Below are 22,589 nucleotides of genomic sequence, written 5' to 3'. Positions count from 1 at the left end.
AGCTCAGGCGATATCAAAACGGTCGGCGTTCATCACCTTGGTCCATGCCACCACGAAATCCCTGGCGAATTTCGCCTTGGCGTCTGCGGTCGCATAAACTTCGGCCAGCGCGCGCAGCTGCGAATGCGAGCCGAAGATGAGGTCGGCACGGGTGCCGGTCCACTTGACTTCGCCGGTCTTGCGGTCGCGGCCTTCGAACACGTCCTTGGCGTCCGAGGTCGCCTTCCACTCCGTGCCCATGTCGAGCAGGTTGACGAAGAAGTCGTTGCTCAGCGTTTCCGGCAGCTTGGTGAAGACACCGTGCTTCGACTGCCCGGCATTGGCGCCGAGAACGCGCAGGCCACCGACGAGAACCGTCATCTCCGGCGCCGTCAGCGTCAGCAGTTGCGCGCGGTCGACCAGCGCCTCCTCGACGGTCAGCCGCTGCTTGCCGCTGACATAGTTGCGGAAACCGTCAACGGTCGGTTCCAGCGGCGCGAAGGAGTGGATGTCCGTCTGCTCCTGCGAGGCATCCATGCGGCCCGGCCAGAAGGGAACGTCGACGCTGTGGCCAGCGTCCTTCGCAGCCTTCTCGACGGCGGCACCGCCGCCGAGAACGATCAGGTCGGCAAGCGAGACCTTCTTGCTGCCGGTCTGCGAAGCGTTGAACGCCTTGCGGATCGCTTCGAGCTTGTCGAGCACCTTGGCGAGTTCCGCCGGCTGGTTGACGGCCCAGTCCTTCTGCGGCGCAAGGCGGATGCGCGCGCCATTGGCGCCACCGCGCTTGTCGGAGCCACGGAAGGTCGAGGCCGACGCCCACGCCGCCGACACCAGTTGCGACACCGATAGGCCGGACGCCAGGATCTCGGCCTTCAGTGCTGCAGCGTCCTCTTCGTCGATCAGCACATGATCGACCGCCGGAATGACGTCCTGCCAGGGCAGTTCCTCGTTCGGAACCAACGGGCCGAGATAGCGAACCAGCGGGCCCATGTCGCGGTGGGTCAACTTGTACCAGGCGCGCGCGAATGCGTCGGCGAACTGAGCCGGGTTCTCATGGAAGCGCCGCGAGATCGTCTCGTAGGAAGGATCGAACCGCAAGGCGAGGTCGGTGGTCAGCATGGAGGGCGCGTGGCGCTTGGCCGAATTGTGCGCATCCGGCACGCTGCCAGCACCCGCGCCGCCCTTCGGCGTCCACTGGTGCGCCCCGGCGGGGCTCTTGGTCAACTCCCATTCGAAGCCGAACAGATTGTCGAAGAAGTTGTTGCTCCACTTCGTCGGCGTCGTCGTCCAGGTGACTTCCAGGCCGCTGCCGATGGCGTCGCCGCCCTTGCCGGTGCCGAACGTGCTCGCCCAGCCAAGGCCCTGCTGCTCGATGTCGGCGCCTTCCGGCTCCACGCCGACCAGCGTCGCATCGCCGGCACCATGGGTCTTGCCGAAGGTGTGGCCGCCGGCGATCAGCGCGACGGTCTCCTCGTCGTTCATGGCCATGCGCGCGAAGGTGTCTCTGATATCGCGCGCCGAGGCCAGCGGATCAGGCTTGCCGTTCGGTCCTTCCGGGTTAACGTAGATCAGGCCCATCTGCACGGCACCGAGCGGATCCTGGAGATCGCGGTCGCCGCTGTAGCGCTCGTCGGCCAGCCACTTGCCTTCCGGACCCCAGTAGATGTCCTCCTCGGGCTCCCAGACGTCGGCGCGGCCGCCGGCGAAACCGAAGGTCTTGAAGCCCATCGATTCCAGCGCGACGTTGCCGGTCAGGATCAGGAGGTCGGCCCAGGAGATCTTGCGGCCGTACTTCTGCTTGATCGGCCACAACAGCCGGCGGGCCTTGTCGAGGTTGACGTTGTCCGGCCAGCTGTTCAGCGGCGCGAAACGCTGCTGGCCGGCTCCGGCGCCGCCACGGCCGTCGGCGATGCGGTAGGTGCCGGCGCTATGCCACGCCATGCGGATGAACAGCGGCCCGTAATGGCCGAAATCGGCCGGCCACCACTCCTGCGAGTCCGTCATCAGCGCATGCAGGTCCTTGATCACGGCGTCGAGGTCGAGGCTCTTGAATTCCTCGGCATAGTCGAACGCCTCACCCATCGGATCGGACAGCGGCGACTGCTGGTGGAGAATCTGGACATTGAGCTGATTCGGCCACCAGTCGCGGTTGACCCTGCCGACGGCTGTGTGCACGACCGGGCATTTGCCCGTGCTGGGGTCGTCAGTTTGTGCGTCCATGTTTTTCTCCGATCGTGGCTGTGTTGAGCTGTTTCAACTGCTGCGTGAACAAGGACAAAGGATGTCCCTGGAAGCGGTCCGTTTCATGGCTGACGCATGACCGTATGCCAGATACGCGACCGAATATCTTGGATGTTCCTGTCGCTGCGGGCACGCCCCGGACGAAGCCGTCCCGGCTGCTCCTCATCTCCCTTGCAGCTCCTATAGCAAAGCTGCGCGATTAATTTAAGTTGGATTTCCTGATTACAGCGATAAGGTGACATTATGACAAACCTGACGCTGAAGCAGCTGCGCTATTTCGAGGCGTTGGCGCGGCACAACCACTTCGGGCGCGCGGCCGACGCCTGCGCGATCTCCCAGCCTGCCATTTCGGTGCAGATCAGGGAATTGGAGGAAACGCTGGGCACGGAGCTTTTCGAAAGAGGCCCGCGACAGGTCCGGCTGACCAATTTCGGCGAGGAATTCGCCTTGCGCGTCCGCGACATCCTGCGTTCGGTGGACGAGCTCGCCGACCTCGCGCGCTCGTCGCGCGACAGGCTGGTTGGTCGGCTGCGCATTGGCGTCATCCCGACGATCGCGCCCTACCTCCTGCCGACGATCATCGGCAACCTCTCGAGCATGCATGATGGCCTCGATATCCATGTGCGCGAGACGCAGACCCAGAAGCTGATCCAGGAACTCGCGGACGGCCGGCTCGATGCGGCCATCGTTGCCTTGCCGGTGTCCGAACCCTCGCTGACGGAGATCGTGCTGTTTGCCGAGGCCTTCGTCCTGGTCCGGCCCGGCGAAGACGAGGGAAAGCCGGTGCCCAATCGCGAAATGCTGCGTGAAATGCGGCTGCTCCTGCTGGAAGAAGGCCATTGCTTTCGCGACCAGGCACTATCCTTCTGCAACATGCATTCGGCACGGCCGCGCGAGTTGCTGGACGGCAGCTCGCTGTCAACCCTGGTCCAGATGGTCAGCGCCGGGATCGGCGTCACCTTGATCCCGGAAATGGCGGTGCCGGTGGAGACGCGCTCGGCGTCGGTCTCCATCGCCCGCTTCAGGAGCCCTCAGCCGTCGCGGACGATCGGCATGGTCTGGCGCAAGACCAGCCCGATCGCCAAACAGCTGCTGCGGATTTCCGAAATCGTTCGTCAGTCGGCCGACGCGCTGCGCGCGCAGCACAATCCGACACCGATTGCGCATCTGCTGAACCTGACGGCAACCGCCTGACAAACACGACATGGTCTCCGGCTTCGCGGGGTTGCCTAGACCAATCGTGTAATCACCGCTGGGAGCCTGCTAAACAAGATGTGTTTCGCCGATTGGCGCGAGGCGATTTATGATCGATTCGCGGCGGCAACACCGCGGGGAATTGCGAACGGTGGGAGAATTGATCAGGTGCGGTTGAGATCTGTCCCTCTGGGTGTCGTCGCCAGCCTCCTCCTTGCTGTCATCGCTTTGACGGTGTCGGCGCGGTCGTTTGCCGCGTTTCCCGATGTTCCCGCCTGGTTGCAGGCCCATGTCGGCGACAGCGATGGTCAGATCTCGCAAGTGGTCCTGGAGCGGGCGCGCGCGCTTTACCTGAAAAAGGTGGCGCAAGGTGCGGTCAGGAATCCCTGCTACTTCGCCATGGACGCCACACGTCCCGGCGATCTGGGCAATGGCGTGCTCGGGCGTCGGTACTATGTCATCTGCGAAGCCAGCCAGTCGTTTCGCGCGATCTCATCGGGTCATGGCGCCGGTCGGAATCTGAAAGGCACTGTCGATTTTTCAAATGGCAGGCGGTGCGCGAAGAACTTCGGCAACGCCATGGATTCTGAACTGACCGCCGGCGGGGCCTATATGACCCGCGAGGCGAAAACGTCGTTCAAAGGCTTTTATCGCACCGGTGCAAAACAGGACGCGGCTTTCTTGCGCACCTTCATACAGTTCGACGGCGAAGGCGAAGCCGCCAACGCCAGACAGCGGGTGATCGGCGGCCATGCGGCCCAGGTGCTGCGCGGCATGTGTATGCGCAAGAGTCCGAACAGCTCATACGCCGACCATGACGGTTTCGTGCCGTTCGGCAAGCTGGTGGACTATGCCGGCGGTCGCAGCAACGGCTGCACCAGCTGGTCGTCGGCGGATGCACGGCAGATCATCGCGATGGTGAAGGACAACCCGACGACGCTCTACATCTACCCGGAATCACGCGACATCGCCGCAGTGGCGGCCAACCGTTCGCGGTCGGGCGGTGAGCTCTACTGGAACGCATCCTGCCTGAAGGAAATCGGCACCCCGAAATTCTGGCCGCGAAAAACCCTCGAGCCGGTCATCGCCCAATACAAGAAGGATCATCCGGCACCACCGCCCCAGCCACTGCCGATCTGCAAGGGGTCTTGAAGTCCGCCCCCGGATAGGCCTCTCAGCGAAGATGAGATCAGGCACCTGATCCGCATCGTTGTCGAAGGCATTGGTGAACGGTCAGGCCGAATTGGCAACCGCTGACGGTCGCAAGCCCCGGTCAGCGATGGGCGGCAAGCCTACTGCAGCAGACCCTTGACGATGCCGCTTGCCTTGCCGAAATCCATCTGGCCGGCATATTTCTGCTTCAGCGCGGCGATCACCTTGCCCATGTCCTTCTGGCTGGCCGCACCTGTCGACGCGATCGCCTCGCGCGCCGCCGCCGCCACGGCGGCATCGTCCAACTGCGTCGGCAGGAAGGCGCGGATGATTTCCATCTCGCCACGCTCCTGCGCGGCCAGTTCCGGCCGCTTGCCGTCGTCGAAGGCCTTGGCTGACTCCTCGCGCTGCTTCACCATCTTGGCAAGGATCTGCAGGATTTCCTCGTCGCCGGCCGGGCCCTTGCCGGCGCCACGATTGGCGATGTCGCGGTCGTGGATGGCCGCCTGTATCAGCCGCAATGTCGGCAGCCGGTGCTTGTCCTGTGCCTTCATCGCGCTCTTCAGGGATTCGGCGATTTTGCCACGCATGGTGCTTTCTCCTTCGATCGGCGCGGACAATAGCGCCGGGGACAGGCCAACGCAAACCCTGATATTGCCAGGCAAGCCACTGATATTGCTAGATGAAATAAATCGGAGCCGGATTGCGCATGATCATTGACCGCTTTGCGCCCTTCCCCTATGTACTGGGCCTTGCATGAACTGAAGCTTGACTGCGTGGAAGCTGCGAAATCGCCGCTTCGCGCTATTTGCCGCGCAGATGACCCGCCGGGCCGATTGCAGCGCGCAGACTGATAGGAGCGCCTCCATGGCCGAGATGACCCCCGCTTGGGCAACCGAAAAGCCGACCGCCCTTCTGGTTCTGGCCGACGGCACCGTCATCGAGGGTCGCGGCCTGGGCGCCACCGGATCCGCCGTTGCCGAAGTCTGCTTTAACACCGCGCTGACCGGCTACCAGGAGATCCTCACCGACCCGTCCTACGCCGGCCAGATCGTCACCTTCACCTTCCCGCATATCGGCAACATCGGCACCAATGAAGAGGACATCGAGGATCTCAATCCGGTTGCACGCGCCGGCGCTGTCGGTGCCGTGTTCAAGGCCGATGTCACCAACCCGTCCAACTACCGCGCCGGTACCGGTCTCGACCAGTGGCTGAAGAAGCGCGGCATCGTCGCCCTGTCGGGCATCGACACCCGCGCACTCACCGCGCTGATCCGTGAAAAAGGGATGCCCAACGCAGTCATTGCGCATGCGCCCGACGGCGTCTTCGACCTCGACGACCTGAAGCAGCGCGCCGCCGCATGGTCGGGCCTGATCGGGCTCGATCTCGCCAAGGAAGTCACGTCAGGTCAGTCCTCGGTCTGGCGCGAGACGCCATGGGTCTGGAACGAAGGCTTTGGCGAACAGGCCGAGCCTTCGATGCATGTCGTTGCCATCGACTACGGCGTCAAGCGCAACATCCTGCGCCTGCTCGCCGGCCTCGGCGCCAAGGTCACCGTGGTGCCGGCCAAGACCGGCGCTGAAGAAATCCTTGCCATGCAGCCGGACGGCATCTTCCTCTCCAACGGCCCCGGCGATCCCGAAGCCACCGGCGACTATGCCGTGCCGGTCATCCAGGACCTGCTGAAGACCGACATCCCGGTGTTCGGCATCTGCCTTGGCCACCAGATGCTGGCGCTGGCGCTGGGCGGCAAGACCGCCAAGATGCATCAGGGCCACCACGGCGCCAACCATCCGGTCAAGGACCACACCACCGGCAAGGTCGAGATCGTCTCCATGAACCACGGCTTTGCCGTCGATGCGGACTCGCTGCCATCAGGCGTCGAGGAAACCCACGTCTCGCTGTTCGACGGCTCGAATTGCGGCATCACGCTGACCGGCCGTCCGGTGTTCTCGGTCCAGCATCATCCCGAGGCCTCGCCCGGCCCGCAGGATTCGCACTATCTGTTCCGCCGCTTCGTCAACCTGATCCGCGAAAAGCGCGGCGAGGAATTGCTGGCGGAGCGGGCTTAGCCGGAAGCTTTGCGCCGCCCCACGCGCCCGTCATCGCTCATATCTGCGCTCCATCTTCCGCCACGCTGGTGGTGACGTTTCTGACCGCCACCGGCTTTGCCACCTTGGTGATGAAGACGATGAGTGCCAGCGTCAGGAAAAACGCGCCAACCAGATAGGGCGCGCCGCCGAAGGTCACGGGCGCGCTCGGCCCGGTGAACCAGGAAAAGATCGCCGTATAGAGCAGCGGAGTGATGATGGAGGTGATCGAAAAGATCGAGGTCATCGCGCCTTGCAGTTCGCCTTGCGCTGAAGGCGGCACCTTGGCGGCGGCGAGGCTCCTCAGCGGGGGATCGGCCAGCGCTTCCAGACAGCCGACGACGATCACCGCATAGATCATCCAGCCTTGCGACGCGAAGGCGTATCCGAAGGCGCTGAGCGCCGTGAAGGCAAGGCCGATGGCTGCCGTCTTCCACTCGCCAAGCCTGGGGATCACGCGCGGCAGCACCGTCGCCATGACGATCGCACCGCACAGGCCGAAGGCGCCGAGCGAAAAGCCGATCTGCTGTTCGCTCCAGCCGTAGCGGTAGTTGGAGACGAACGACCACACCGCCGGATACATCATGTGCCCAAGCGTCATCAGGAAGAAGACAAGCCCGATCCAGCCGATGCCTTTGTATTGGCGCATCTGCAGGAGCGTCCCGACCGGGTTCGCGCGTTTCCACTCGAAGCGGCGGCGGTGCTTGTCGTCGAGCGTTTCCGGCAACAGGAACAGCGCAATCAGGAAGTTCACGAAAGCCAGCCCGGCGGCGAAATAGAACGGTACGCGCGGCCCGAACGTGCCGAGCAGCCCGCCCAGAACCGGACCGATGACGAAGCCGACGCCAAAAGCGATGCCGAGCAGGCCGAAATTCTTCGCCCGGTTCTCATCGTTGGAGATGTCGGCGATGAAGGCGGATGTGGTAGAATAGCTGGCGCCGGAAATGCCGGCCAGCACGCGCCCGATGAACAGCATGGGGAAGGACCAGGCGACGGCGCAGATCAGGTTGTCGATGGAAAAGGTCAGCACGGAGGCGAGCAGGATCGGCCGCCGTCCGAAACGGTCGCTCAAGCCACCCATGATGGGCGCGAAGAAGAACTGCATGGCCGCATAGACGAAGAACAGCCAACCGCCCTCGATCGCCGCTCCGCTGATGCTGACGCCGGTCAACTCCCTGAGATAGGCCGGCAGCACCGGCATGATCATGCCGAAGCCGATGATATCGAGCAGAAGCGTGGTGAAGACGAGCGCAAGGCCCCGTCTGGCGGTTTTAGGGTCGATCATGAAGGGTCAAGCTCCTCTGCTCGCCCTGGGGCGCAGGCGGACGCACCTTATAAGCGAGCCCGCCTGAAGGAACAATGAGGGAACAGGCCGGATTTTTTTATCCTGACATCCCCTGACGACACCTTCGCCGTCAGGACGGTCTGGGGAACCCGTCGCTCAGATCGGGCCGCTCAGCGTGTTGCAGTCCGAAAGCTTGCCGCTCTTGTAGCCGCGCGCCAGCCAGGTTTGCCGCTGCTGCGAGGTGCCGTGGTTGAAGCTTTCCGGCACGACATAGCCTTGCGTCTTCTTCTGCAGCGTGTCGTCGCCGATCTGCTTGGCGGCGTTCAGCGCGCTCTCTATGTCGCCCTGCTCCAATATGCCTTTCTGCGCGGTGTAATGTGCCCACACACCGGCGAAGCAGTCGGCCTGAAGCTCGATGCGCACCGACAGTTGGTTGGCATCGGCTTCGCTCATGCCTTGCCGCATCTGGTTGAACTTAGACATGATGCCGGTCAGGTTCTGCACATGGTGGCCGACCTCATGCGCGACCACATAAGCCCGGGCGAACTCGCCCGAGGCGCCGAACTGCTGGTCGAGCTGCTGGAAGAAGGTCATGTCGAGATAGACCTTGTGGTCGCCGGGGCAATAGAACGGTCCGGCTGCCGCGGAGGCAAAGCCGCAGGCCGAGCGGACCTGGCCGCTGAACAGCACCAGCTTCGGGTCTTCGTAGGTCAGGCCCTGCGATTTGAAGATGCCGGTCCAGGTGTCTTCGGTCTCGGCCAGCACGGTGGCGACGAACTGCTTCATCTCGTCGTTGGCGGGCGCACCCGCGCCGCTGTCCTGGCCGCCGCTGTCGTCGGTGATCTGCCCGCCGCCGCCCGGCAGCAGGCCGCCGTCGCCGCCACCCAGGATCGTCGACGGATCAAAGCCGAAATACCATCCGGCCAGCACCACCAGGATGACGAGGAAGATGCTGCCGCCGCCCCCGGCGCGACCACCGATGGGGATGCGGAACTGACCGGGGCTGCCGCCGCCGAGCCCGCCGCCGCTGTCGCTGCGGTCGTCCTCGATATTGTCACTCTGACGACGGCCTCTCCAGAGCATGGCAACTCCTCGCGCTGCGAACTTCCCCATTGTTCCGGCATGGCCGGCTCAACCCAACAAACAATTATCCCAATGGTTGCACCAAGTCACAGCATTTTTCGAGACTGCACCCTTGCCGATATGGCGGCCTCGCCGCTCTGGCCCAGACCACGGAAGGCCTGTAGCATCGCTGCAAACCGAGGGGGTACGCGAGGCTTGAAGACGGTCGGTGAATTCGTGTCGCTGCTCGCGGCCCTGCTCTGCCTTGGTCTCGCAAGTGCCGGCGCGGTGACGCTTGATTCCAGAGTCGCCGTCACCGATCCCGCCACTTTGCAGGCACTGGAGCGTGGCGGCCTGTCGATCAGCCGCCTGCTCGGTCCGGCACTCGGCCTCACCCGCGAGGTCGACAATCGCGGCCTGTTTTCGGTGCCGGCGCTGGCCACCGTCCGCGACACCGTCAAGCTTGAGATCGCCGACGAACCGAAGACCAGTCCCGACCCCTATGTCGCGGCCATGGCCAAGTCGAACGACACCAGCCAGAAATTCAATCCGAAATACATCGACGACGACGGCTCGACGCTCGACCTGACCGGGGTCGTCAACCGCATGGATCGCGGCTATCTCGGCCATACCGAATGCGGGGAGATCCGGCTGATCTATCGCTTCCACTATTCGGTCGCGGAAAAGCCGGTGAAGGGAAAGGCGGGCCAGCGCATCTCCTCGCGCCTGCCGCTGACCATGAGCCTGGTGTTCAACGCCAAGCCCACGCAGGCCCAGGCCCGTGCTTCAAGGGATTTGCCGAGCGCAATCGATGTGTCCTGCGCCGAAATCGCCAAGCGCTGGCTTGCAGCCGGGCAGAAGGATCTGCCGCCAAACCAGTTGGCGGCGTGGCTGCGCTCCGACGAAGGGCCGCTCTCCGGCGCCATGCTGAATTCGTCGCAGATCATGCGGCTCGAACTCAACATGCAGGTGCTCAGGCTATCGGCCTCGACGCGTCGCGATTTCGGCGGCCACGCCGAATATCTGCTGAAGATCTTCAAATGGAATCCGGCCACCTCGAGCTTCTACGAATCGAAAATGGAGAACCAGATCGACCGGGCCATCGTGCTGGCCGACAAGCCGTCCTTCGCCAAGTGGCTGCTCACCGACCGAAACATCTACGACCTCGATCATGGGCGGCTGGTCATCGACGAAAAGGTCTTGGCCAAGAGCGCCGTCTCCGTAGCACCCGGCGGCCTGAGCCGGTCGCAGAACAACATCGCCTATGGGCTGGTCGACGACGCCGATATCGACAAGGCGCTGAAGGACTACGTTGCCAGGGGCAACACGCTCTCCTCCGTCAAGTCGGTGGCCGGCTTCGAATTGCGGCTCAATGAAATGACCTGCACCGGTTGCCACCAGACGCATGGCATTGCCGGCTTCCACTATACCGGCGCAGACCCGGCCAGCGAGCCGCGCCGCAACGCTGTCTTCGTGCCGGGCTCGGCCGTGTTCTTTGCCGACCTGCCCCGCCGCCGCGCCATCGTCGAGCAGTTTGCCGCTGGCGGCCATCCGGATTTCACGCGTGGCTTTGCCGCCCGTCCGGACCAGAAATACGCCGAGGCGCTGAAGGGCACCGACCTCTACAATGGTTGGGGCTCAATCTGCTATCGCGGCGAGGATTTGAGCTTCAAGGACTGGAGTTGCGGCGAAGGCCTGCGCTGCGCCGGCGTCCACGAGAGCGCCATCCATCCGGGGTTCGGCACCTGCGTCAGCGAGGCCGGGACGGCGGTCGGCGACCCCGTCGAGTTCGGCGAGATAAAAATGTCGACATGGGGCAACGACCAGTATTGCCGGCTGTCACCGGCCACCGCCAAGGCATGCGCCATCGATCCGGCGCGGGACAAGAAGCCGCTGGTCAAGCTCGCCGGCTATGGCGCCGCACGCCAGCGCTATGACAATCCGCAGCAGAAGACCGGCGGCTTTCCCGGCGGCATGCTGCGCAAGGCAAGCTGCGACAAGCTTCCCGACGAGGCGACATGCGGCCGGCTGGCCAAGACCGGCTTCAACGACTGCATCGCGTCGGGCAAGGATCACAAATTCTGCACCAAGGAATTCACCAAGACCGCCGGCCTGCGTGCATGCGACAAGGCGCACCCCTGCCGCGAGGATTATATCTGCACCGCCGGCTATGACGACCTGGCGGAAGCAAAAGCCGGCGAAGGCACCTGCATCCCGCCCTATTTCATCTTCCAGTTCCGCGTCGACGGCCACCCCAGAAGCTGGGTGCAAGATGTCAGGGAGTGAGAGCCCGGTTTTGCCGCAGGCAAATTGATAGGCCCAGCGGTCCTTTCAAAGGGCTAACGCCCGGGCCATAGCCTAGGGACAAGCGGTTCTGCCACAACGAAGGTGCGGTTGCTGCGTCTCAGCAAACGGCTTTCGCCGACAATTGACGATGTCTGGCCGAGAGGCGCCTAATCCCTCTGCTTGGCGCCGGCGCTCTTGCCGTCGGAACTCTTTGAGCGCTCCTCGAAACGCGCGGCGCCCTTCTTCAGCGGGTGACCGGTCTCGGCCTCGGTCTTGCGCTCGTCCTTCGCCGCCGCCTGCTTCAATCCCTTGGCCGCCTGCTTGCCCTTTGCGGTCGGTGCCTGTTCAACGCCCATCACTTCCTCCCTTGGCGCGCGACGATCGCGCGGTGTCAGGAGCAACGTTCGTAACATCAGGCGGTTCCGATGGCCCGCAGGTCGGGAATTAAGGGCAATGCGGCTCAGCGCGCTGCCGTCATCGCCTTGCGGAACGCTTCGAGTGTCTCGGCGCTGACATGGTGCTCGATGCCCTCGGCATCGATGCGCGCGGTCTCGGCGCTGACGCCGAGCGAACGCAAAAAGGCTTCCACCGTCTGGTGGCGGATGCGGCTCTCCTCCGCGACCTTGCGGCCGGCCACGGTCAGGAACACGCCGCGATAGGGTTTTCTCGACACCAGCCCATCGGCGCACAGCCTGGTCAGCATCTTGGCCACCGTCGGCTGGGCCACGCCGAGCCGTGCGGCGATATCGACCTGGCGCGCCTCGTTGCCATCCTCGATCAGGTCGGCAATCAGCTCGACATAATCCTCCACCAGCGCACTGCGGCGCGCTTCGCGCGTGTGCCGGAACCCCTCCGAATGGACGTCGGCGTCAGGCAGCGGCTTTTCGCGCGGGACCGGTCTGTTCTTCAGCGCCAATGCGCGCTCCTCCTGGGAGTTTAGCCGTCCATGCATTCATAGCACGGGCTCTGATTCTTCAGGCCGTTTATTTGCATTCCGCCACAGGCGCAACCGGCGTTATCGGCAGCCGCTCCCGCGCGAGGTCACGGCCTCGCCAAAAAGCACCGACAATGAAATATAGCATATTGCATAATGTTGAGCCATGGCATACCTTAGGACAACATCGACGCGTCCCGCGGAAAGCCCCTCATGTCTGAAGTCGAAGCCACAGCCTCCCGATCCACTTGGCGGTTCGCCAGGCCAGAGGAGGACGACCAGCCCAGCCTGCGCGAGGTCAATTCTTCCATCGCCGTGCCGAATTCTGGCGTCTGGTTCCGACGGCTGTTCGCCTTCATGGGCCCTGGCTACATGGTCTCGGTCGGCTATATGGATCCGGGTAACTGGGCGACCGACCTCGCCGGTGGCGCGCAGTTCGGCTACACGCTGCTGTTCATCATCATGCTCTCCAACCTGATGGCGATCCTGCTGCAGGCGCTGGCTGCCCGCCTCGGCATCGCCACCGGCCGCGACCTCGCCCAGGCCTGCCGCGCCTATTATCCGCGCCCCGTCAATTTCATGCTGTGGATCGCCTGCGAACTGGCCATCATTGCTTGCGACCTGGCCGAAGTCATCGGCACCGCGATCGCGCTGCAGCTTCTGTTCGGCATTCCGCTGATCGGCGGCGCCATGCTCACGGCGCTCGATGCCTTTCTCGTGCTTCTGTTGATGAACAAGGGTTTTCGCTATCTCGAAGCCTTCGTCATCGCGCTCCTGATCATCATCTTCAGCTGCTTTGCCATCCAGATCTTTGTCGCCGCCCCGCCGGCCGGCTCGATCCTGCATGCAATGTTCATTCCGTCGTCCGAGATCGTCACCAATCCGGCAATGCTCTACATCGCCATCGGCATCATCGGCGCCACCGTCATGCCGCACAATCTCTATCTGCACTCCTCAATCGTGCAGACCCGCGCCTATGAGCGCACCGACAAGGGCAAGCGCGACGCCATCAAATGGGCGACGACGGACTCGACCATCGCCCTGATGCTCGCCTTGTTCGTCAACGCCTCGATCCTGATCGTGTCGGCGGTCGCCTTCCACGACACCGGCCACCAGGATGTCGCCGAGATCGGCCAGGCCTTCGAGCTGCTGTCGCCGCTGCTGGGCCTCGGCATCGCCTCGATCCTGTTCGCCGTCGCGCTGCTGGCTTCCGGCCTCAACTCCACGGTGACGGCGACGCTGGCCGGCCAGATCGTCATGGAAGGCTTCCTGCGCCTGCGCATCCCCAACTGGGCGCGCCGGCTGCTGACACGCGGCGTCGCCATCGTCCCGGTGGTAGTCGTCACCGCGCTCTATGGCGAAAAAGGCACCGGCCAGTTGCTGGTGTTCAGCCAGGTGATCCTGTCGATGCAGCTGCCCTTCGCGGTTGTCCCGCTGGTGCTGTTCGTCTCCGACAGGAAGAAGATGGGCAACCTCGCCATTCCGCGTGGCGTCGCCGCACTGGCCTGGGTGGTCGCCGCGATCATCCTGGTGCTCAACTTCAAGCTGCTCTACGACACCATGTTCGGGGTCGGCTGAGACCCGAAATCGACTGCTTCTGTTGAGAGATAGTCCGGCGACAAATCGGCAATCCGCGCTATCTTCTCCGCCGTCATGACCGGGATCCAAGACGTCAGGAAGTTCTACGCGCGGCTGATGGCCGCCAATGCCGGCTCGCCCGATCCGCGCCTGGAGGCGGTCTTCGCCGAGGTGCCGCGCGAAGCCTTCCTCGGTCCCGGACCGTGGACGATCATCGCCGGCAACGGCAAGATCACGACGCCGAGCGCCGATCCGGCTCACATCTACCAGAACGTGCTGGTGGCGCTCGACCACGACAAGGGCATCAACAATGGCGAGCCGTTCCTGCACGCCATGTGGATCGGCAAACTTGCGCCGAAACCCGGCGAGGCCGTTTGCCACATCGGCGCCGGCACCGGCTACTACACCGCGGCGCTGGCCAAACTGGTTTCGCCCGGCGGCACCGTCACCGCTTTCGAACTCGACAAAAACCTGGCCGAGCTCGCACGACAAAATCTCGAAACCTATGGCAACGTGACCGTCGTCCATGGCGATGCCGTGACGACGCCCTTGCCGCCATCCGACATCATCTATGTCAATGCCGGCGTCGCCGCGCCACCGGTGGGATGGCTGAAGGCGCTGCGGCCAGGCGGCCGCATGATCTTTCCCTGGCGCCCGGCCGAGCGCGTTCCGCTGGCGGTGATTGTGACCCGCACCGCAAAAGGCTTCGCCTGCGATCCCTTCATGCGCTCATGGTTCATTCCATGTGTCGGCGCCTCGGCGGTAGATGCTACGGCGAAGATCCCGACGCGCGACCAGGCCGCGAGCAGCCGCTCGATCTGGCTGACGTCGGACAAGATGCCGGACCGCACCGCCACAGCAATCTTCGGCGAGGTCTGGTTCTCCTCGCGCGCCCTCGATGCAAGGCCTCGCAGATGATGCATCGACGGCGGGCCCGCCAAAATTTTGCCAGCGGTGTCGGACGGGCGGCTATTCGCTCGTCCTTGGGCTGAAGTCCAGCCGCTACGGCTTGGATTGGAGAAACCGGAGCATTGGAATGAGAAAGATCATCGCCGCGACATTCGTCAGCCTCGATGGCGTCATGCAGGCTCCAGGCGGTCCGGAAGAGGATCCGGCCGGCGGCTTCAAGTTCGGCGGTTGGACGTTCCACTACTGGGACGACGCCATGGGCGCGTTCATGGGTGAGACCTTCACCAAGCCCTTCGACCTGCTGCTCGGCCGCAAGACCTACGACATCTTCGCGGCGCACTGGCCGTACCAGGACAACGATCCGATCGCTGAAAGCTTCAACGCCGTCACCAAATATGTAGCGACGCACCGGCACGACACGCTGACCTGGAACAACAGCCAGTCGCTGGGCGACGACGTCGTGGCAACGCTGCGCAAGTTGAAGCGGGAAGACGGCCCGGACCTGCTGATCCAGGGTTCGAGCGACCTGATCCAGACCTTGCTCGCCAATGATCTGATCGACGAGATCAACCTGCTGATCTTCCCGCTGGTGCTGGGCAAGGGCAAGCGGCTGTTCGGCAACGGCACCATGCCTTCCGCCTTGAAGCTGACCCGTTCGCAGGCCTCCAGCACCGGCGTCATCATGGCGACCTATGAGCGTGGCGGCGAGATCAAGACCGGATCGTTCGCGCCGGAAAAGCCGTCCGAGGCAGAGATCGAGCGGCGCAAGAACTGGAAGTAGCGTGTCGGACTCGGTATCAAGCTGGAGCACCCCTCATCCGACCGAGCTTTGCTCGGCCACCTTCTCCCACAAGGGGAGAACGTGAAGCCTGGCATATACGGCGCAGCCAATCTCAACGTTGACGATCAGCAATGACATCCGTGCGCGCTTACTTCTCCCCTTGTGGGAGAAGGTGGATCGGCGCGCAGCGCCGAGACGGATGAGGGGTGCTCCAGTGAACTGCAACCTTCACGCTGCCACCAGCCGCCGCGCCAGCCCTTCGCGAACATACCGCGCGAATTCCTGTGCCGCGGGCCCGACCCCATGCCTCGGCAAATGCAGGTTGATCGAGAAATTCGGCAGCGGCGGCAGCCCGGACTCCAATGGCAATATGTCGAGATCGGCCGGCACGGTGGAGGCCAGCCATGTGGTGACGGCAAGGTCCGAGCGCACCGTAGCCGTCGTCGCGTCGATGTTGCCGTTCTCGAACACGGTGCGCCATTCCAGCCCGTGCTCGCTGAGCGCCGACAGCACCGCCGGCCGGAAGGCGCAGGTGTCGGCAACGATCGAAACCGGCAGCGGCCGCTTGGCGCGGGCAACGCCGCCCTTGGCGCCGACCCAGACCAGCCGGTCGATGGCCAGGCACTCGCCGGCCGACGGGCCGACCCGTTCCTCGATCACCGCGAGGTCGATCGTGCCTGCCGCGAGGGCAGCAGTCAGCTCCGGTGACGAGGCGCAGACCAGCGATATCTCGACCTGCGGATAGGTCTCGGCATAGCGCTTCAGCACCGGCGCCAGCAAGGTGCCGACAAGATCGTAGGGCACGCCGAGCCGCACCTGGCCGGCCACCGCGGTGCCCGCCATCTCGCCCCAGATCTCGTCATTCAAGGCCAGCAGCCGCTTGCCCTTGCCGAACAGCCGCTCACCAGCGCGCGTCAGCCGCAAACCCGGCCGGTCGCGCTCGAACAGGCTGGCGCCGAGCGCCTCCTCCAGCCGCTTGACCTGCTGGCTGACGGCGCCTTGCGTCAGGTGCAGCGCATTGGCAGCCGCCGTCATGCTGGCCTTGTCGGCGACGGTGACGAAGGTGCGGATCAGCGCCATGTCGAGATTTCGGATCATGCTTGCATTATGTCTACTAATGCCAGCCATAGCAAACATTGCATTTACTGAAGTTCATGCGCGGCTAGGATGGCGGTGTCCGACGATGCATGTCGCCCAAAAGTGCGCAGCGGTTTTGGGCGAACGACATGCAGAAACAGAAACTTGAAGCGTGTCGACACGCTTCAAAGGAAGCCGCATGCTCGAGCCGATCATCCCCCTCGTCCTGTTTGCGATCGTTGCCACCACCACGCCCGGCATCGCTACGACCTTGTCGACGGCGTCCGGCGCGCAATTCGGCTTTCGCCGTTCGGTCCCCTTGCTGGTCGGCAGCGCCGCCGGCCTCGCCACCGTGACGGGAGCGGCCGCTGCCGGGCTCGCCGGCCTGCTGCTTGCGGTGCCCTCGCTGCAACTGGCGATGAAGGTCGTCGGCTCGCTCTATCTCGTCTGGCTGGCGATCAAGATCGGCCGCAGCGGACCGCCCAACCTGGACGTCACCATGGCCAGTCCGAACAGCTTTCTCGGCGGTGCCGGCATTCAATGGATGAACCCCAAGGGCTGGGCGATGGGGCTGGGCGCGGCAGCCTCGTTCGCGGCTTTGGCCAGCGGCCCGCTGCAGCTTGCGCTGCTGCTCGGCGCCACCTTCGGCCTTGCAGCCGCTGCCTCGCTGTCGCTGTGGTGCGTGGCCGGCATGCTGCTCGCGCGACTGCTCAAGACCGAGCGGCAATGGCGCGCGCTCAACATTGTGCTGGCACTGGTGCTTGCCGCCTCGATCATTCCGATGTGGCGGTCGGCCTGAACGCCAACCGCCACACACGGGCTCAAGCCGCGTAGCGTGCCGCCGGCTTGTCGGCATGCAGGCTGCCGTAGAAGGCTTGGCGCGCGCCGAGGAAAGTGTCCAGCTTGGAGGCGTCGGCAAGCCCCGGCACGGTGACCGTTTCGCCCTTGGCCAGGCCGACAAGGGCGGCATCGACCAGATCATCGGCCGTCATGACGATCTCCTTCGGAAGGCTATCGATATCGCTGCCGGCGATTTCCCAGAAATCGGTCCGGGTCGCGCCTGGCAGCACCACCTGCGCCTTCACCTGCGTACCCGCAACTTCGCGCTGCAAGGCTTCGGTGAAGTTGACGACATAGGCCTTGGTGCCGCTGTAGATGCCGCCGAACGAGGTGTCGAAGGCAAGCACCGAGGCGATGTTGACGATGGCGCCACGGTTGCGCGTCACCAGACCTGGCAGCACCGCACGGGTCAGCCGCGTCAAGGCGATGACGTTGACCTTGATCATGCGCTCGGCCGCGTCGGCATCAGCTGTCGCCACCACCTGCTGGCCCCCAATGCCGGCATTGTTGACCAGGACCGTCACGCTATCGTCGGCGGCGATCGCCTGCTCGACGCGGCGGACGTCATTGTCGGCGGCGAGATCCGCGCTGATCACGCTGACCTTGCGGCCGTAGGCATAGCGCAGCTTCTCCGCCAGTTCCTCGAGCCGGTCGGCGCGCCGCGCCACCAGCAGCAGGTCATAGCCCTGCCCTGCCAACCTGTCCGCATAGACCGCGCCGATGCCCGCCGAAGCTCCGGTGACCACCGCCGTGCCCTTGTTGCTCTGTCCACTCATTGTCCTGTTCCTTCTTCGATTGATTGCTTCGCTTCGACCTTGGCCGCCGGCGCCGGGGTAACCCCCTCGCCCAGCCGCCAAAGCCATCTGATTTCATTTAGTGGCATATACCACTATCAATGAAATAGGCATATGCCACTATCTTGTCAATGATCGGGACGGGGATTATTTAAGGATAAGCGGTCGGGCGTGATGCAGCCGTCGCCGAGAGAAAGAGCCGAGAGAAAAACATGTCGAAAGATACCCTGCCCGGCTTGACCCTCTGCAACAACGCCATGCTGCGTCGCGCGGCACGCAAGCTCGGCCAGTATTATGATGACGTGCTAGCGCCTTCGGGCCTCAAGGCCACGCAGCAGGGCCTGCTGTATCAGATCCATATCGGCAACGAGCCGGCGATGGGCGCCATCGCCGGGTCCCTGATCATGGACCTGTCGGCGCTCGGGCATACGCTGAAGCCGCTGATCCGCGACGGCTATGTCGAGACTTTCGCCGATCCGGACGACCGCCGCATCAAGCGCGTGCGGCTGACGCCGCAGGGTCTGGTCAAACTCGATGAGGCGATGAAGCTGTGGCACGTCGCCCAGCAGCGTTTCGAGGACGTGGTCGGCAAGGATCAGGCGGCCAAACTGCGCGCGGCGCTGGATGACATCGCCGCGCTGGATTTCGAGCTGCCGCCGGCCAGCTAAGGCAGCCGAGGGGCTTCCGAAAAGACTATTCAGCCGGCATTGCAACCGGCCGCGCCGCCCAGCGCCCGGCCAGCACGATGCCGAGCCCGATGATCGGGAAGGCCGCGGCGACCAGGCCGAGATCGGCCGGCGCGCCATAGCGCAGCACGCCACCACCGACCACGGCGCCCAGCGCCACGCCGAGATAGAGCGCCGAACCGTTGAGCGACAGCACGATCGGGGCGGCGTCGGGCGCCAGCTTGATGATGCGGCTGGCTTGCGCCGGAGGGAACGCCCATCCGACGATGCCCCACGGCACCATCATCGCCATCAGCGCCGGCCCGGCAATATGGGGCGGCAGGAAGGTCGGGATGACCGACAGCATGACCAGCATGGCCGCACTCAACGTCAGCGACCAGCCGACGGTGCGCGTCGCGCCGAAACGGTCGGCTGCCTGGCCGCCGGCGATGTTGCCGATGACGGCGCCGACACCGAAGGCGAGCAGCATGCCGGGCAGCGCGATCTGGCTGAGCCCGCCGCCCTCGATCGCCAGCGGCGCGACATAGGCAAAGACGGTGAAGGCGCCGGTCAGCGCCAGAAGCGTCGTCAGCAGAATCGGCATGACGCCAGGACGCAGGGCCGCTGCCAGCCTGCGCTTCAGGGGCAGCCTGGTGCCGACGATGCCGCGCGGCAGCCGGTACCACAAGATCGCGCCGGCAAGCGCGCCGAGGCCGGCAATTGCGTAGAACGTGCCGCGCCAGCCGGCGATCGTCGCAACCAGCGCACCGAGCGGCGCGCCTACCGCGACGGCCACCGTGGTGCCGCCGACGACGACGGCAATGGCGCGGGCCCGGTGATGGTCATCAACCAGCGCCACCGCCGTGCCCTGTGCGGTCGCCGCGAACAGGCCAGACGACAGCGCCATCACGATGCGCGCGATCAGCAGCAGTTCGAAGGAGGAGCTCAACGCGGCGGCAATGTTGCCGATGACGAAGAACACCAGCGTCCACAGGATGACACGGCGCCGGTCCCATTCGCCGGTCAGCGTCGCCAGGATCGGTGTGCCCACCGCATAGGCGAGCGCGAAGGCGGTGATCAGCGTGCCGGCCAACGGAATGGAGATTCCGGCGTCCGCCGCGATCTCGGGCAGAAGGCTGGAAATGACGAAGCCTTCGGTCGAGATCGTGAACGATCCGAGCGCAAGCCAGAAGAGGCGCTTGTCCATAGGGCGTGTCCTTAGTTCAAAAGTTATTGAACAATTGGACATAACAGGGCATGATGTCAATGAAGCCAGGGAAAAATAGCAGCACCCTCCTGACAGCCCTGTGTCAGCACAGTCGGCCAGCGCGGGTCATGAAACGGAGAAACTGTGTGCATGGCCACGCCGGATGGATGCGTTGAAATCGGCCCGAACTGTGCTTAGTTTCCAGCCATGACCTTGCCACACCCCAATACCGACCAGATCAGCCTGCCGATCGTGCTCGGCGTGCTCGGTGACCCGACGCGGCTCGCCATCGTGCGCTATCTCGCCAGTAAGGAAGGCGTGGCGCTGAACTGCAGCCAGTTCCTCGATCTCGGCTCCAAGACCAATCTGAGCTACCACCTAGCTAAACTGCGCGAGGCCGGCGTCACCCGCGCCGAAGTGGTCGGCACCAACCGGATGATCACGCTGCGTCGCGCCGACCTCGACGCCCGCTTCCCCGGCCTGCTCGACAGCGTCATCGCCGCAGCCGGAGACGACCCGGCGCTGCCGGCGGTCGGCGGCCACGACCTTGAAATGCCGGCCTGAGGCTGTTCCTCGTTCCCGCTTGAGAAATGCTGCTTCACCCCCGGAGCCACCAAAATGCGCATTGCCGTCCTCGCCGATATCCATGGCAATTTGCTGGCGCTGGACGCCGTGCTTGATGATTTGAAGCAGCGCGGCGGCGCCGACTTGACCGTCAATCTCGGCGACAGCGTTTCTGGCCCGCTGTGGCCACGCGAGACGTTTGCGCGGCTGGAAGCGCTCAACCTGCCGACGGTGCGCGGCAACCACGACCGCCGCGTCGCCGCTGACCCGGCCAGTGACGAGATGTGGCCCTCCGACGCCTATGCGCAGGAGCGGCTGACGCAGGCGCAGCGCGAGGCGCTGTTCGCGCAGCCGCTGACGCTGGAGATCGCGCCCGGCATCATCGCCTTCCATGCCCGCCCCGACCATGACGAGAAATATCTGCTCGACGCGATCACCGATGGCCAGCTGGTGCGCGCGCCACTGGCGGCGATCCGGCGCCGGCTGAAGGCGCTCGACCCGGCCTGCCGCATCGCGCTGTGCGGCCACAGCCACCGGGCTGAGTTGATCCGCATCCCCGGTGGTTCGATCATCTTCAATCCCGGCAGCATCGGCTGCCCTGCCTATGACGATGCGACACCGCCGGCGCATGTCTCGGAGCAGGGCTCGCCGCATGCGCGCTACGGCATCGTCACCTTGGGCAACGCCGGCCAGCCCGACCGCTTCGAGGCCATCGCCGTCGACTACGACCACGAGGCGGCGGCCCGGCAGGCCGAGCAGGCAGGACGCCCGGAATGGGCCCACGCGCTCAGGACGGGGTTTATGCCAGGCTGAACGCACCTGCGCTCATGCCGCCAAGGTCGAATTTTCGGGCTTACATGGCGGCGCGTCGTCCCTTATAAAACCGGCCGGGCATGCGGCGGCTCGACCCGCGGCGTGCGTGGTGTCTTTGAGTATCAGCGCACGGCCAAACGATGAGGCGCACAGTTACGCTCCGAACAACCCTGCATGCGCTGATTGCCGCTCCGCTATTGATAGCGGCATGGCCGGCCATGGCCGAAGAATCGCCGGATCTCGTCATTTCCATCGTCATCGGCCTGGCGCCGGACGATCTTCTCAATGTCCGCACCACCGCATCGCCGATCGCCAAGGTCGAAGCGCGCCTGGTCGGCGGCGCCAGCGTTACCAATCTCGGCTGCAACGACGTCAACGGCCACAAATGGTGCAAGATCGAGAGCACCGGCAAGGACAAGCTGAGCGGATGGGCGCCGGCACGCTACCTCACGCCCCTCAATCCGGCCCCTTATGTCGAAGGCCAGGCAAGGCCGGCCGACGCACCGATGGTCGCCTCCACTGGCGAAGAGGCATCCGCGCCGGACAAACCACAAATCGGCGACCCCGCCAAGCCGCAGCCGCCGCCCGACCTGGCGACGCGTCTGGGTGGCGCGGATCCGGAGGCTGGCGCCGAAAGCACCCAGAAATCAGCCGTCGAAATCGGCCAAACGGCCATGCGGGATGCCTACGGCCTGGCCTTCGCGGTGCAGGAAAACCCGACGACCGGCGAGATCGAGAAGCCGCCGGCCGCGGCATCCATTGCCCCACCGCCTGACTCACAAGCCGTCGCGCGGCTGGAACCGCCATCTGACCATGCCACCCCATCTGACCATGCCACCAATGAAATTCCCTGCGCCCGCTATGTCGGCGAGCCGATGACGCGCTGCGCGGTCAGCGTCGTGCGCGCTGGCACGGACAAGGCCGACGTCACTGTGACCTGGCCTGACGGCGGCACCCGCGTCATCTCCTTCGTCGCCGGCAAGCCGGCCAGCTCCGACGCGCCCAGCGACTTCCGCTTCACCCGCGAGGGCAGCCTGAACATGATCCGCATCGGCGTCTCCGAACGCTTCGAGATCACCGACCAGCTGGCGCTAGGGGGTTAGCGTTCAGCGGGGGCTGCCTCGGGCGTCAATTGTA

At 64.5% G+C, this 22,589-nt stretch carries 21 protein-coding genes; 12 read left to right on the top strand and 9 right to left on the bottom strand.

Annotation, left to right across the window (positions count from 1 at the left end; genetic code table 11):
- Positions 1-3: 3 nt before the first annotated feature.
- A complete protein-coding gene (gene katG / locus AC1DZU_RS05550; protein ID WP_477282512.1) occupies positions 4-2,199 on the bottom strand; it encodes a catalase/peroxidase HPI in 2,196 nt (731 codons plus the stop codon).
- A 264-nt stretch (positions 2,200-2,463) separates the two neighbouring features.
- On the opposite strand from katG, the gene AC1DZU_RS05545 reads away from it, so the two are divergent.
- Together AC1DZU_RS05545 and AC1DZU_RS05540 are read left to right on the top strand one after the other, a co-directional pair.
- On the top strand, positions 2,464-3,414 hold the full coding sequence (locus AC1DZU_RS05545) for a hydrogen peroxide-inducible genes activator (RefSeq protein WP_477282510.1): 951 nt from the start codon (positions 2,464-2,466) through the stop codon (positions 3,412-3,414).
- Positions 3,415-3,582: 168 nt separating this feature from the next.
- Entirely contained in the window at positions 3,583-4,566 is a 984-nt protein-coding gene (locus AC1DZU_RS05540) for a hypothetical protein (protein ID WP_477283260.1), read from the top strand.
- A 140-nt stretch (positions 4,567-4,706) separates the two neighbouring features.
- On the opposite strand, the gene AC1DZU_RS05535 is transcribed toward AC1DZU_RS05540, so the two are convergent.
- Complete coding sequence (locus AC1DZU_RS05535) at positions 4,707-5,156, bottom strand: GatB/YqeY domain-containing protein (RefSeq protein WP_477282508.1); 450 nt, start codon at positions 5,154-5,156, stop codon at positions 4,707-4,709.
- A 277-nt stretch (positions 5,157-5,433) separates the two neighbouring features.
- Here AC1DZU_RS05535 and carA point away from each other — a divergent pair, with 277 nt between their 5' ends.
- Entirely contained in the window at positions 5,434-6,639 is a 1,206-nt protein-coding gene (carA, locus tag AC1DZU_RS05530; protein WP_477282506.1) for a glutamine-hydrolyzing carbamoyl-phosphate synthase small subunit, read from the top strand.
- A 37-nt stretch (positions 6,640-6,676) separates the two neighbouring features.
- On the opposite strand, the gene AC1DZU_RS05525 is transcribed toward carA, so the two are convergent.
- Both AC1DZU_RS05525 and ypfJ read right to left on the bottom strand, forming a co-directional pair.
- Complete coding sequence (locus tag AC1DZU_RS05525; protein ID WP_477282504.1) at positions 6,677-7,942, bottom strand: TCR/Tet family MFS transporter; 1,266 nt, start codon at positions 7,940-7,942, stop codon at positions 6,677-6,679.
- Positions 7,943-8,098: 156 nt separating this feature from the next.
- Entirely contained in the window at positions 8,099-9,025 is a 927-nt protein-coding gene (gene ypfJ / locus AC1DZU_RS05520) for a KPN_02809 family neutral zinc metallopeptidase (protein ID WP_477228134.1), read from the bottom strand.
- A gap of 195 nt (positions 9,026-9,220) precedes the next feature.
- Here ypfJ and AC1DZU_RS05515 point away from each other — a divergent pair, with 195 nt between their 5' ends.
- Positions 9,221-11,290 (top strand): hypothetical protein, encoded by a 2,070-nt coding sequence (locus tag AC1DZU_RS05515; RefSeq protein WP_477282502.1) that lies wholly within the window; start codon positions 9,221-9,223, stop codon positions 11,288-11,290.
- A 167-nt stretch (positions 11,291-11,457) separates the two neighbouring features.
- Here the strand turns inward: AC1DZU_RS05515 and AC1DZU_RS05510 are convergent, their stop codons facing one another.
- The gene (locus AC1DZU_RS05510; protein WP_095090960.1) at positions 11,458-11,646 is read right to left on the bottom strand and encodes a hypothetical protein; all 189 of its coding nucleotides are present in this window, start codon (positions 11,644-11,646) and stop codon (positions 11,458-11,460) included.
- 104 nt (positions 11,647-11,750) lie between these two features.
- On the bottom strand, positions 11,751-12,206 hold the full coding sequence (gene mntR / locus AC1DZU_RS05505) for a manganese-binding transcriptional regulator MntR (protein ID WP_477282499.1): 456 nt from the start codon (positions 12,204-12,206) through the stop codon (positions 11,751-11,753).
- A gap of 231 nt (positions 12,207-12,437) precedes the next feature.
- Here mntR and AC1DZU_RS05500 point away from each other — a divergent pair, with 231 nt between their 5' ends.
- The 3 genes from AC1DZU_RS05500 to AC1DZU_RS05490 all read left to right on the top strand — a co-directional run bounded on the left by AC1DZU_RS05500 (position 12,438) and on the right by AC1DZU_RS05490 (position 15,492).
- Positions 12,438-13,802: an Nramp family divalent metal transporter gene (locus AC1DZU_RS05500; RefSeq protein ID WP_477282497.1), complete on the top strand. Its 1,365-nt coding sequence runs from the start codon at positions 12,438-12,440 to the stop codon at positions 13,800-13,802.
- 75 nt (positions 13,803-13,877) lie between these two features.
- Entirely contained in the window at positions 13,878-14,720 is an 843-nt protein-coding gene (locus AC1DZU_RS05495; RefSeq protein ID WP_477282495.1) for a protein-L-isoaspartate O-methyltransferase family protein, read from the top strand.
- Positions 14,721-14,838: 118 nt separating this feature from the next.
- Complete coding sequence (locus AC1DZU_RS05490) at positions 14,839-15,492, top strand: dihydrofolate reductase family protein (RefSeq protein WP_477282493.1); 654 nt, start codon at positions 14,839-14,841, stop codon at positions 15,490-15,492.
- Positions 15,493-15,720: 228 nt separating this feature from the next.
- Here the strand turns inward: AC1DZU_RS05490 and AC1DZU_RS05485 are convergent, their stop codons facing one another.
- Positions 15,721-16,590 carry a LysR family transcriptional regulator gene (locus AC1DZU_RS05485; RefSeq protein WP_477282491.1) on the bottom strand — a complete coding sequence of 290 codons (870 nt, stop codon included), beginning with the start codon at positions 16,588-16,590 and terminating at the stop codon, positions 15,721-15,723.
- A gap of 178 nt (positions 16,591-16,768) precedes the next feature.
- Between AC1DZU_RS05485 and AC1DZU_RS05480 the strand changes: the two genes are divergently transcribed.
- Positions 16,769-17,368 carry a LysE family translocator gene (locus AC1DZU_RS05480; protein WP_477282489.1) on the top strand — a complete coding sequence of 200 codons (600 nt, stop codon included), beginning with the start codon at positions 16,769-16,771 and terminating at the stop codon, positions 17,366-17,368.
- 22 nt (positions 17,369-17,390) lie between these two features.
- Here AC1DZU_RS05480 and AC1DZU_RS05475 read toward each other — a convergent pair whose 3' ends face one another.
- The gene (locus AC1DZU_RS05475) at positions 17,391-18,185 is read right to left on the bottom strand and encodes an SDR family NAD(P)-dependent oxidoreductase (RefSeq protein WP_477282487.1); all 795 of its coding nucleotides are present in this window, start codon (positions 18,183-18,185) and stop codon (positions 17,391-17,393) included.
- Positions 18,186-18,415: 230 nt separating this feature from the next.
- Here AC1DZU_RS05475 and AC1DZU_RS05470 point away from each other — a divergent pair, with 230 nt between their 5' ends.
- The gene (locus AC1DZU_RS05470) at positions 18,416-18,871 is read left to right on the top strand and encodes a MarR family winged helix-turn-helix transcriptional regulator (RefSeq protein WP_477282485.1); all 456 of its coding nucleotides are present in this window, start codon (positions 18,416-18,418) and stop codon (positions 18,869-18,871) included.
- 25 nt (positions 18,872-18,896) lie between these two features.
- On the opposite strand, the gene AC1DZU_RS05465 is transcribed toward AC1DZU_RS05470, so the two are convergent.
- Positions 18,897-20,075 carry an MFS transporter gene (locus AC1DZU_RS05465; RefSeq protein WP_477282483.1) on the bottom strand — a complete coding sequence of 393 codons (1,179 nt, stop codon included), beginning with the start codon at positions 20,073-20,075 and terminating at the stop codon, positions 18,897-18,899.
- Positions 20,076-20,282: 207 nt separating this feature from the next.
- Here AC1DZU_RS05465 and AC1DZU_RS05460 point away from each other — a divergent pair, with 207 nt between their 5' ends.
- The 3 genes from AC1DZU_RS05460 (at position 20,283) to AC1DZU_RS05450 (ending at position 22,555) form a co-directional block, all read left to right on the top strand.
- Positions 20,283-20,639: an ArsR/SmtB family transcription factor gene (locus AC1DZU_RS05460; protein WP_184874572.1), complete on the top strand. Its 357-nt coding sequence runs from the start codon at positions 20,283-20,285 to the stop codon at positions 20,637-20,639.
- 54 nt (positions 20,640-20,693) lie between these two features.
- Positions 20,694-21,452 carry a metallophosphoesterase family protein gene (locus tag AC1DZU_RS05455; RefSeq protein WP_477282481.1) on the top strand — a complete coding sequence of 253 codons (759 nt, stop codon included), beginning with the start codon at positions 20,694-20,696 and terminating at the stop codon, positions 21,450-21,452.
- A gap of 218 nt (positions 21,453-21,670) precedes the next feature.
- The gene (locus AC1DZU_RS05450; protein WP_477282479.1) at positions 21,671-22,555 is read left to right on the top strand and encodes an SH3 domain-containing protein; all 885 of its coding nucleotides are present in this window, start codon (positions 21,671-21,673) and stop codon (positions 22,553-22,555) included.
- Positions 22,556-22,589: the final 34 nt, after the last annotated feature.

It is taken from the genome of Mesorhizobium sp. P2_A12, assembly GCF_056405075.1.
This window is presented reverse-complemented; position numbering and strand designations above follow the sequence as displayed.

Bases quoted from the DNA above. Each gene is read 5' to 3' on its own strand.
- katG (WP_477282512.1), bottom strand. From the start codon at position 2,199: ATGGACGCACAAACTGACGACCCCAGCACGGGCAAATGCCCGGTCGTG.
- AC1DZU_RS05545 (WP_477282510.1), top strand. From the start codon at position 2,464: ATGACAAACCTGACGCTGAAGCAGCTGCGCTATTTCGAGGCGTTGGCG.
- AC1DZU_RS05535 (WP_477282508.1), bottom strand. From the start codon at position 5,156: ATGCGTGGCAAAATCGCCGAATCCCTGAAGAGCGCGATGAAGGCACAG.
- carA (WP_477282506.1), top strand. From the start codon at position 5,434: ATGGCCGAGATGACCCCCGCTTGGGCAACCGAAAAGCCGACCGCCCTT.
- AC1DZU_RS05525 (WP_477282504.1), bottom strand. From the start codon at position 7,942: ATGATCGACCCTAAAACCGCCAGACGGGGCCTTGCGCTCGTCTTCACC.
- ypfJ (WP_477228134.1), bottom strand. From the start codon at position 9,025: ATGCTCTGGAGAGGCCGTCGTCAGAGTGACAATATCGAGGACGACCGC.
- AC1DZU_RS05510 (WP_095090960.1), bottom strand. From the start codon at position 11,646: ATGGGCGTTGAACAGGCACCGACCGCAAAGGGCAAGCAGGCGGCCAAG.
- AC1DZU_RS05500 (WP_477282497.1), top strand. From the start codon at position 12,438: ATGTCTGAAGTCGAAGCCACAGCCTCCCGATCCACTTGGCGGTTCGCC.
- AC1DZU_RS05495 (WP_477282495.1), top strand. From the start codon at position 13,878: ATGACCGGGATCCAAGACGTCAGGAAGTTCTACGCGCGGCTGATGGCC.
- AC1DZU_RS05490 (WP_477282493.1), top strand. From the start codon at position 14,839: ATGAGAAAGATCATCGCCGCGACATTCGTCAGCCTCGATGGCGTCATG.
- AC1DZU_RS05485 (WP_477282491.1), bottom strand. From the start codon at position 16,590: ATGATCCGAAATCTCGACATGGCGCTGATCCGCACCTTCGTCACCGTC.
- AC1DZU_RS05480 (WP_477282489.1), top strand. From the start codon at position 16,769: ATGCTCGAGCCGATCATCCCCCTCGTCCTGTTTGCGATCGTTGCCACC.
- AC1DZU_RS05475 (WP_477282487.1), bottom strand. From the start codon at position 18,185: ATGAGTGGACAGAGCAACAAGGGCACGGCGGTGGTCACCGGAGCTTCG.
- AC1DZU_RS05470 (WP_477282485.1), top strand. From the start codon at position 18,416: ATGTCGAAAGATACCCTGCCCGGCTTGACCCTCTGCAACAACGCCATG.
- AC1DZU_RS05465 (WP_477282483.1), bottom strand. From the start codon at position 20,075: ATGGACAAGCGCCTCTTCTGGCTTGCGCTCGGATCGTTCACGATCTCG.
- AC1DZU_RS05460 (WP_184874572.1), top strand. From the start codon at position 20,283: ATGACCTTGCCACACCCCAATACCGACCAGATCAGCCTGCCGATCGTG.
- AC1DZU_RS05455 (WP_477282481.1), top strand. From the start codon at position 20,694: ATGCGCATTGCCGTCCTCGCCGATATCCATGGCAATTTGCTGGCGCTG.
- AC1DZU_RS05450 (WP_477282479.1), top strand. From the start codon at position 21,671: ATGGCCGAAGAATCGCCGGATCTCGTCATTTCCATCGTCATCGGCCTG.